Origin of the sequence: Bradyrhizobium sp. (genome assembly GCF_049512235.1) — a bacterium.
Classification (GTDB): domain Bacteria; phylum Pseudomonadota; class Alphaproteobacteria; order Rhizobiales; family Xanthobacteraceae; genus Bradyrhizobium.
In genome coordinates this window covers 1-9,406 of record NZ_JBEKXH010000505.1, presented here as the reverse complement: position 1 = coordinate 9,406, position 9,406 = coordinate 1, and the positions used below count along the sequence as shown (strand labels likewise).

Below are 9,406 nucleotides of genomic sequence, written 5' to 3'. Positions count from 1 at the left end.
GATCGGGCCATGCAAATCCGCGTTGCCGATTATCGCCGGCCGGCCGGCGCGCTCGTCCTGGCCAATCCGAACGCGCCGACCGGGGTCGCGCTGTCACGGGCCGAGATCCTGAGCCTGTTGGAGGACCATCCTGACGCGCCGGTGGTGATCGACGAGGCCTATGTTGATTTCGGTGCCGAAACCGCGATTCCGCTCGTGGCCTCCCACCCGAACCTTCTGGTCGTTCAAACCATGTCCAAGTCCCGGGCGTTGGCCGGACTGCGGGTTGGCTATGCCATCGGCGACACTGAGCTGATCGAGGCACTCACCCGGGTCAAGGACAGTTTCAACTCCTATCCTCTCGGCCGGCCCGCCCAGGCCGGTGCCATCGCCTCCCTGGAGGACGAGGCGTATTTTCAACAGAGCCGGGCGCGCGTGATCGAAGGCCGCGAGCGGCTCAACCGCGGACTGGCCCGGCTTGGCTTCGAAGTGCTGCCGTCCTCCGCCAACTTCGTCTTCGCGCGTCATCCCTCGCATGAGGGCGCGGCGCTTGCCGCCGCGCTGCGCCGACGGGCGGTGATCGTCCGTCATTTTCCAGCGCCTCGCGTCTGCGACTATCTGCGGATAAGCGTGGGCACAGACGGTCAAATGGACCGGCTGTTGTCGGCGCTATCGGACATCTCGGGCGTGCCGTAGGTGGGCAAAGCCAACGGGTCGCGCGAACGCGCGGGCCGATAAACTGTCCTTCTTCATCGTTCCAGCATGCGATCGGACTGATATCCGAAGTAAGTCGGCGGCAGCCGTTGCGGCGCCGGTTCGGGTTGCCCGACCGGCGGGCTGCAACTGCGTCGCCTGTTTTGGGCCTGTATTTTTAGGAGCCGGCTTGATCGGCGACGGCCACGGTGATGCTCGGCGCTCAACACGGTGTCGCCGGCATCGCCAGTGCTCGCAGCGAGCTATTCGAGCTTGCTTCGCGCCCGTTACCACAGTGATAGGACCGCTGCGCGATTTGACGGATCCCCTCGCCAATGCAGGGTTTGTTATTGAGCGGATGTGCGAGCCGACACCAACTGAGGAACTGAAGCTGAAAGACCCAAAGGGATATGATCGTCTGTGCCGCCTCCCTGCCTTCCTTATCGTGCGCGACCGGAGGGACATCTCATGACGACACGATGACTTGCTCTTGCACCCTTTCCAGTCTGGCTATGGGTCACTTGCAATCTATACGTGAAATATATTATAGTACCACCCGCTGCAGCCGAAGCTGCGCCAAAAACGCAAAAATGCGATTGATCGCAGTGTCATGAGCGATCCGGGGGTCTGGCGAAAGTCTGTCAGTGCCTGACCGAAAAAACATGGATCCCGCTACCAGCCCGGACACGGCCCGCACGGTTTTTGCAACGCCTCCGCCGCGGGCAGCCAAAAACATTTGACGCGTCGGGCAAATCACGGGCATATCGGGATCATCGCGACATTGGCGCCTCCGCCGGGAAACCGGCCTCGGGCCTTTTGTTATCGCTTGCGGTTTACAATGCACGGCGGCGCGATCGACGACCAGGCAAGCTTGCGGCGCCCGTTAGGGTTGCCTGCCCGACGGGCTGGAACGGCGTCGCCGCCTGTTTTTGGGCCTGTATTATCGGGACTTATCAGGCGAAGGCGGCAACGGGGATGCTCCGCGCTCACCGCGCTATCGCCGACAGCGCCAGCAGCGACAGCAAGAGCGCGGGCGGCATCACCACGAGGCCCAGTTTCAGGAAACGCCACGCACTGACGCCCTCGCCTTCGCGCCGCAACGCGATCAGCCACAGAATGGTGGCGAGCGAGCCCGTGACGGACATGTTAGGCCCGAGATCGACGCCGATCAGGATCGCAGCGGTGACGCCGGCGGGAGCGTGCGCGGTTTGAGTGGTGGTGGCCGCGATCAGGCCGACCGGAAGATTGTTGGCGAGGTTCGATGCCACGGCAATGATGATTCCCGCGATCGCTGCTGTCGCCCGCGGCGAGGCCAAGACGGCCTCTCTCAGGACCCGCGCCAGCGCCGGCAGCACGCCGGTGCGGTTCAATCCCTCCACCAGGATGAACAGGGCCGCCACCAGCGGCAACACCGACCACGAGATACCTTTGATGACCGGCAGCGGCGACTGCCGTCCGATCAGGAGAATAACCGCGGTCACGACGCACCCGGCGACAAAGGTCGGCAGTCCGAGATCCCGGCCCATCGCCGACGCCGCGAGCAGCACGATGGCCGTCATTGCGATGCCGGCCGCCACGAGCGCACCGGTCAGGGTCAGCGGCGAAATGTCATTCACCTTGGCGACGGCCGCATCGAGCGCGCGGCGCTGCGTCAACCGCAGCGCCAGGTAGGTCACAACGATGGAGACGACCGAAGGCAGCGCGAAAAGACCCAGCCACACCATGAGCTGCGGCATTCCCTTGCCGAACACCACGAGGTTGGCCGGATTGGAAATCGGAAGCACAAAACTCGCCGCATTGGCGATGAAGGCGCAGATGAACAGATAAGGCAGCGGCTCGACCTTGGCGGCACGGGTCGCGGCATAGACTGCCGGTGTCAGAACGACGGCGGTGGCATCATTCGACAAAAGGACAGTGACGATGGTGCCGACGACATAGACGATCAGGAACAGCCGCTTCGCCGAACCCTCGGCCCGCCGAACCGCCTGCGCAGCGAGCCAGTCGAACAGGCCTTCCTGGCGCGCCACTTCGGCCAGCAGCATCATGCCGATCAGAACAGGTTGAACGCCACCAGCAGTGCCGCGCCGGCGACGGCCCAGATGAACTCCGGCAGATTCCACGGCCGCGCGATCACGCCCAGGGTTGCAAGCACCGCTATTCCCCAGGTCGCAACATTGGTCCCGGGCATCACGGCGCCCCCGCCAGCGCCGTAGCCATGCGGCGATCATGCCGTTGACTTCGCCGCGCGCATGCGGGTTTCAGGACGGAAGCAAATCCGAGCCACAGCGCAATCGAACCCAAAGCAAAACTGCCGAGAATGAGGAACATGGCGCTGTAGCCGATCCCCTGCGCCATCCAGCCGCCGATCGCCGGGCTGAGCGAGGCGCCGAGACCTTGCACGGTCATGACCGCGCCCTGACCGACATTGACACGCCCGGTGCCGTCGAGGATGCGCGCAACCAGGCCCGGCACCGCGACGCTCTGCAGTCCGGCGCCGACCCCGTCGAGGATTTGCACGGGATAGACGCCCCATTTGTTCATGACATGGGCGGCGATGATGCCGCGGATCGGCAGCGCGATGAAGGAAATCAAGAGCACAAGCCAGTAGCCTTCCTTTTCGGCGAGACGCATCGCGATCAGGGACACCAGGATCATCATGCCTTGCGCAACCACGATGGTGATCGCAACAAACCCTGCCGGATCGCCCTGCTTGTTGGCCACGACGGCGAGACCGTAGAGCGGCAGCATCGCGCCATTGCCGAGATGAAACAGGGCCAGCGCCGCGGCCAGAATGAGCAGCGGCTTGCATTCGAGCAGCACGGTGAGGCCACCGACCTTGCCGTTGTCCTCGTTGCTCTGGTGCAGGCCGCGCGCCTCGTCGTCGTCGATCGCAGCGCCGGGAATCATCGATACCGAGACGATCGAAAGGATGCCGAACAATGCGGCCAGCAATAACACCGCCGTGAATCCGAACTGCCATCCGAGCAGGCCCGACAGGCCGGCGCCGGTCATGTTGCCGGCGTGATTGAGCGCCTGATTATGCCCGTTCTGCCGGTTGAACCCGGCCTGGCGAACGATGCCGAGCGTAATGCCCGAAACCGCAGGCCCGATTGCGGCACCGGCTACGGCAGTTGCAACCTGCGATGCCGTCACCAGCCAGAAACTTTGCGAGAGCAGGATGATGCCGGAGGCGGTCACTGTGCAGATGCCGGGGATGATGACATAGAGCTTCTTGCGGCGGGTGGCGTCGACCAGCGCGCCCGCGGGCGTGGTCATCAGCATGCCGGCGACCCCGCCCACCGTCATCACGGTGCCGATCAAGCCGCTCTGCCAGCCATGAGCAAGCAGGAACACGCCGAGGAACGGCCCGATGCCGGCCTGCATGTCGGCCATGAAGAAGTTCAAGGACAATAGCGGCCAGATGGCTTTCGACGCCGGCGTGTCGGTCTTGTTTGTCATATTGCACTCCGTGGACATGGCCCGCCGACCAGTTCTAGAATTTCGAGATCAGGGTGATGCCCGCGACCATCAGCGCCGCGCCCGCGATGCGTCCCAAGCTGAGATCGTGGACCGCCATGCCGAACCAGCCGTAGCGGTCGATTGCCAAAGACATCAGGATGTTCGCCGTGATCGTCAGTCCGGCAAAGGCGCCGGCGCCGACCTGGCCGACGAACAGCAGACCGGCAATGACCGCGAAGGCGCCGACCAGACCACCGAGCGGCGCCCACCACGGCATCTCGGCGATGCCCCGCGAGCTCGGCAAAGGATGCGGAAGACACAACAGCACACAGGCCAACAGCGCCACGATCGGCAGGAACGAAATCAGGCTCGCCAGCCACGGATTTTCCAGCGAGCCGCGCAGCGCGTTGTTCATCGGCGGACCCCACGCCTGTAACGCGCCCGCGATCAGGATGATCGGATAGAGCCAGACCGCACCGATGTTCTGCATCTCGACTGTCCTTTATTTGCTCGGTCAGCCGCTGCAGGGCATCCTCTGACAGTTGCTTGGCCGGCGAGGAGGCACGCGTCAGGAAGTGTTCGGCGAGCGGCATGATATCGCCGGCCCGCCGGCGCAGCGGCTGAAGCGCGATGGGCACGACATTCAGTCGATAAAACAGATCTTCGCGGAAGCGGCCCTCTCTCACCCATTGCTCGAGGTCGCGATGGGTGGATGCTGGATCGCATTGAGGATCAGATTGTCGAGCGCGCGTCCGACTTGCGCCCGGTCGATGCTGACGGGAGGCGTCAGGGTTTTCGGCCCTTCGACCGTGATGGACCGCCGCCCCGCCTGCTCGCGGAACAGCGCCGCATGCTCGGCGAGGAACCGACGGATATCGGCGATCGGCTCGGGCAACAGTTCGGAGCGCTGCACCGAGCGGAGAAGATTCTGCAGCAACTGGTCCATCCGCCCCACTTGTTCGACCACGACCCGCAATGCGTCCGTTGACCGGCCGCGGTCGGACTCATTGGCAAGGGCGTTCTCGGCCTTTAACCGCATGGCGGCGATCGGGTTCCGTATTTCGTGGGCGACGCCGGCCGCGACCCGGCCCAGCGCGGCCAGGCGCTCGCCTTCCGCCACCCGCCGCAGCAGGCTGACGGTCCGGCGCCGGGCTTCCACCGCCTTGGCGCCGGCGCCGTTAATGGCATCGATGATGCGGTCGAGATCGCGCTGTCCTGTCAGCTCCAGCACCGGCAGATCCTCCGCGCCCGCCGAAAGCGCCACTTCGACGGTGCGCAATCGCTGCGACCAGCGCCACAACACCCGGCCCAGCAACGCTGCCGACCCGAGCAGCACCAGAAGCAGCAAAGCCAGTCCGGTGGTCGCAAGCAGAAAAGGCCTGGCGCCGATACTTACAACGCGCGTCATTGTCCAGGCCGTGATGTCGGCCGCGGCGCCGGCCATCGGGCAGGCCGAAATCAAAAGCACCTGCGAGCGTGAATCCCGCTTCCGTTCGACCGGTCGCCGCGCCGAGGCCGCGGTTTCCGCGACCTGCCGGATGGTCGGCTCCTCGGCTTGCGGAAGGTCGGTCTTTTGCCCGCTGCCTTCATAGGTCGGATAAGCGTAGGCCAGCGAACCAACCGCGCTTTGCCATATTCCGCCCTCGACGCCCGGAAAGGATGCCAGCGCATGATCAACCGCGGCTGCATAACCGGCCTTCGCGCCGGAACGCTCAAGCGCGCCCGCTGAACCTGCCTCCCGCACGATCGCATCGCAGGCGCGCGAATTGTTCGCCGCCGCGCGGGCCGTCCTCTGGCTCGTCGTATCCTGGTAAAGCGCGACCAGCATTGCGCCCACGACCAGGGCGGCGACGAGAAAAAGCCCCCAGCACACCACAAACCAGGCAACGATCGAACGCGGCAATGATCACACCTTGAACAACCTGGCATAGCGCGCCTTGATGTCCTCGCTCTGCGCCAGCACCGCGGCCGGATCGGATTTGAGCAGTTTCAGCGATGCAAGCTTCGGGTGACCGGGCCTTTCCTCCACCTGCGCATGGAACGATCGATGCGCGAAATTGTCGACCAGCAATTGCTGCCCTTCGGCACTGAAAAAGAAACTCTGGAACAGCCGCGCCGCACTCGGATTGGGCGCGTTGCGGAATATTCCGCAGGGAACGATGATCAGCGGCGAGCCTTCGGCGGCATAGACCACCTCGACCGGCTTGCCCTGGTCCTTTGCCAGCAAGAGATTGTAGTCATTGCCGTCGGCCATCACCGCGCGCTCGCCAAGCAGGAGCTTCTTCGGCGGGTCCGCCGCCGACTGCACCTGCATGATCTTCTGCTGGGCGAGCTTTTCGAAATAGCCCCAGCCAAGTTCCCGCGCCAGCACGAACGTCGCCGTCATGATGGCGCCGCTGTAGCCGGGATGGGCCTTGACGATCTTGCCCTGCCATTTGGGATCGAGCAGGTCGGCATAACTCTTAGGCGCGTCCTCCGACTTTACCAGGCTTGAGTTGTAGCCGATGGTTTCGATCCATCCGCACGAGGTGGCGTAGAGGCCCTCGGGATCGACCTGATCCGCCGGGAAATACTTCGCGACATCGTCCGGCACATAGGGCGCAAGCCAGTCCCTGGCTTTCCAGTCGAGGTAATGCGCGGGATCGGTTGAGTTGGCGACGTCGACGGCGTTGATGCCGCTTGCCTGCTCCTGCGCGATGCGTTGGAAAATCCGCTCGGCGCCGGAGCGCTCGACCCGTACCGCGATATCGGGATATCTGGCTTCGAACGCTTTGGCCAGCCGCTCGGCGACGTTGAGCTCCAGCGCTGAATAATATGAAACGTTGCCTTCCTTGCGGGCGGCTTCAATCAACGCCGGCGTAACGCTGGTCGGTGGCGGCAGAGCTGCCCTGACCGGCCCGGCGAACAGCAGGCCGGTGGCCAGCTTGCCTGAGGATTTGAGCAGGTCGCGCCGCGACCATTTTCGAATACCCATCGCGTTTTCCCCGGTTGCACGGAAGCCTTCTCGTCAAGCGCGGCGAAGGCCGGCGGCGCCAGTATGATGAGAGCCGATCCTCTGGTCTATGCCTAAGCGGGTCGCGCCGCTTTCTTTGACGATGGCAGTTTGCGTCAGGCGTTGTCCGCGGCGAGCACGTCACCAGGCTTGAACATTTGCGTCACGCCGAGAATGCAGACCAGGAACAGAAAGGTCGCGACGACCTCGAAGATGAACGCCGGGAGCAGATTGTACTCGCCGAGGCAGCCCACGCCCCAGCCATTCTGTCCGAGACCTCCGCTCCAGCCCAGGCGCCTCAAACCGGCGGCGGCCGATCATCGGTCGCTAGCCGCAAGGCCGCCAGCACCGAGGTGAAGAACATCGTCAGCAGCATGACCATGACCGTGGACGCGCGCAGATCCTCGATGCGCCAGATAGTCCCACTGCGTCAACACGAAGGCCGCCACCAGCGGCAGGACGAAAATGTTAAGGCGGCGGTCCAAATTCCGATCGGCGCCACCGAGCAAGGTGCCGGCGACGATCCACGCGAAATAGCCCATCCCGAACCACAGCGGACCGACGATGATCGGGATCACGCCAATACGGGGAAGCCCGCTGCCGACTTCAAAATGATAATGACCAGGTATGCGGAGGATCTGCGTGTGCTTGGCGATCAAACCCTGGTTCTGGTCGGCGCCAATGTCGAAGCGGTCGATGGCGAAGCTCTGCGCAGGCTGTTTGCCGGCTCCGCCCCGGGCGCGCGCGTCGAGGTCATGCCGAACGTCAATCATTTCCGGATATTCTCCGATTCCCTGGCGCTGCAGACCATTACTGACTGGCTGCGCGCGTTGCCGGCGGGCTGAGAAGCCGGGCTGGCCGGACCGGCGAACCAAACTTCCACCAATTCGTTTAACTATCCGGCGGCCCTTTGCCTAAACCGCCCGAGGTGCTCTGCTTCAGAGCCCTGTCAATGCCGACGGAGGTCACGATGGCACAGTGTGATGTTCTGATCGTGGGCGCGGGCCCGACCGGTCTGGTGCTGGCGCTCTGGCTGACCCGGCTCGGCGTCAAGGTGCGGATCGTCGACAAGACCGCCGGACCGGGAACGACCTCGCGGGCCCTGGCGGTGCAGGCCCGTACCCTCGAACTGTACCGGCAGCTCGATCTCACGGAAGCGGTGGTGGCGAAAGGCCATCACGTACCGGCTGTCAATCTCTGGGTCAAAGGTGAAGCCGCGGCGCGGATTGCGTTCGAAAACGTCGGCGCGGAGCTGACGCCCTACCCCTTCCTGCACATCTTTCCGCAGGACCAGCACGAGCAGCTCCTGATCGAGCGGCTGCAGATGCAGGACGTCGCGGTCGAGCGGCATACCGAGCTGACCGGTTTTGTCGATGAGCAAGATGGCATCATCGCCCGTCTGCGCGGGCAAGACGGCCATGCGTTCGAGTGCGCGGCGCGCTACCTCGCCGGCTGTGACGGCGCCCGTTCGATCGTGCGCGAGGCCATGGGCACCGGCTTTCCCGGCGGCACCTATCGGCAGATCTTTTATGTTGCCGACGTTGACGCCAAGGGGCCGGCCCTGAATGGCGAATTGCATATCGATCTCGACGAGGCCGACTTCCTCGGCGTCTTCCCGCTGGCCGGAGCGGGAAGAGCGCGCCTGATCGGCACCGTACGCGACGCGCGGGCCGATCGCGCCGAAAAATTGAGTTTCGACGACGTCGGCCGCCGCGCTATCGAGCACCTCAAGGTCGAGGTCAGCAAGGTCAACTGGTTTTCGACCTATCATGTGCATCACCGCGTCACCGAAAAGTTCCAGAAAGGGCAGGCGTTCCTGCTCGGCGACGCCGCCCACATCCACAGCCCGGCCGGCGGCCAGGGCATGAATACCGGGATCGGTGACGCCGTCAATCTGGCCTGGAAACTGGCGGCGGTGGTGGGCGGCCGCGCGGGCGGGCGTCTGCTTAACTCTTACGAAGCCGAGCGGATCGGCTTCGCGCGGCGCCTGGTTGCGACCACCGATCGCGTGTTCTCCTTTGCCACCGCGGAGGGGCGGATCGCCGACCTCATGCGCATGTGGGTCGCGCCGATGCTGATCCCGGCGGCTGCCGCGTTCGAGCCGGTGCGCGAATTCATGTTCCGGACGGTGTCGCAGATCACACTGAATTATCGCGGCGGTCCCTTGAGCCGTGGCACGGCCGGGCAGGTGCATGGCGGCGATCGTCTGCCGTGGGCGCCCGTCGATGGGGTGGACAATTTCACCTCGCTCGCGGCGATGGATTGGCAGGTTCATGTTTACGG

At 64.3% G+C, this 9,406-nt stretch carries 9 protein-coding genes and 1 pseudogene; 3 read left to right on the top strand and 7 right to left on the bottom strand.

Translation table 11 applies throughout. The annotated features are described in order from the left end of the window. On the top strand, positions 1 to 675 hold a 675-nt coding region (locus tag ABSG20_RS30540), incomplete at its 5' end, for a pyridoxal phosphate-dependent aminotransferase (RefSeq protein ID WP_423868180.1). Positions 676 to 1,658: 983 nt separating this feature from the next. On the opposite strand, the pseudogene ABSG20_RS30535 reads toward ABSG20_RS30540, so the two are convergent. The 7 genes and pseudogenes from ABSG20_RS30535 to ABSG20_RS30505 all read right to left on the bottom strand — a co-directional run bounded on the left by ABSG20_RS30535 (position 1,659) and on the right by ABSG20_RS30505 (position 7,782). After that, a pseudogene (locus ABSG20_RS30535) lies at positions 1,659 to 2,860 on the bottom strand (arsenic transporter). After that, positions 2,860 to 4,131, bottom strand: coding sequence for an MFS transporter (locus ABSG20_RS30530; RefSeq protein ID WP_423868179.1), 1,272 nt, complete (start codon positions 4,129 to 4,131; stop codon positions 2,860 to 2,862). The pseudogene ABSG20_RS30535 and the gene ABSG20_RS30530 overlap by 1 nt, the downstream one beginning before the upstream one ends. Before the next feature lie 34 nt (positions 4,132 to 4,165). Next, positions 4,166 to 4,621, bottom strand: a complete 456-nt coding sequence (locus tag ABSG20_RS30525; RefSeq protein ID WP_423868178.1) for a DMT family transporter — start codon at positions 4,619 to 4,621, stop codon at positions 4,166 to 4,168. Positions 4,622 to 4,813: 192 nt separating this feature from the next. Next, entirely contained in the window at positions 4,814 to 6,034 is a 1,221-nt protein-coding gene (locus ABSG20_RS30520; RefSeq protein WP_423868177.1) for a sensor histidine kinase, read from the bottom strand. Positions 6,035 to 6,037: 3 nt separating this feature from the next. Beyond that, entirely contained in the window at positions 6,038 to 7,105 is a 1,068-nt protein-coding gene (locus ABSG20_RS30515; protein WP_423868176.1) for an extracellular solute-binding protein, read from the bottom strand. 134 nt (positions 7,106 to 7,239) lie between these two features. After that, on the bottom strand, positions 7,240 to 7,425 hold the full coding sequence (locus ABSG20_RS30510; RefSeq protein WP_423868175.1) for a hypothetical protein: 186 nt from the start codon (positions 7,423 to 7,425) through the stop codon (positions 7,240 to 7,242). A 15-nt stretch (positions 7,426 to 7,440) separates the two neighbouring features. Continuing rightward, a complete protein-coding gene (locus ABSG20_RS30505; RefSeq protein ID WP_423868174.1) occupies positions 7,441 to 7,782 on the bottom strand; it encodes a hypothetical protein in 342 nt (113 codons plus the stop codon). Here ABSG20_RS30505 and ABSG20_RS30500 point away from each other — a divergent pair. Both ABSG20_RS30500 and ABSG20_RS30495 read left to right on the top strand, forming a co-directional pair. Then, on the top strand, positions 7,768 to 7,968 hold the full coding sequence (locus ABSG20_RS30500; protein ID WP_423868173.1) for an alpha/beta fold hydrolase: 201 nt from the start codon (positions 7,768 to 7,770) through the stop codon (positions 7,966 to 7,968). The two genes, ABSG20_RS30505 and ABSG20_RS30500, sit on opposite strands and share 15 nt — an antisense overlap. A 125-nt stretch (positions 7,969 to 8,093) precedes the next feature. Continuing rightward, positions 8,094 to 9,406 (top strand): FAD-dependent monooxygenase (locus tag ABSG20_RS30495; protein ID WP_423868172.1); only part of this gene is annotated, 1,313 nt, incomplete at its 3' end.

What these genes read in the sequence shown, in the direction of transcription:
- ABSG20_RS30530 (WP_423868179.1), bottom strand. Translation starts at nt 4,131, where the DNA reads ATGACAAACAAGACCGACACGCCGGCGTCGAAAGCCATCTGGCCGCTA.
- ABSG20_RS30525 (WP_423868178.1), bottom strand. Translation starts at nt 4,621, where the DNA reads ATGCAGAACATCGGTGCGGTCTGGCTCTATCCGATCATCCTGATCGCG.
- ABSG20_RS30515 (WP_423868176.1), bottom strand. Translation starts at nt 7,105, where the DNA reads ATGGGTATTCGAAAATGGTCGCGGCGCGACCTGCTCAAATCCTCAGGC.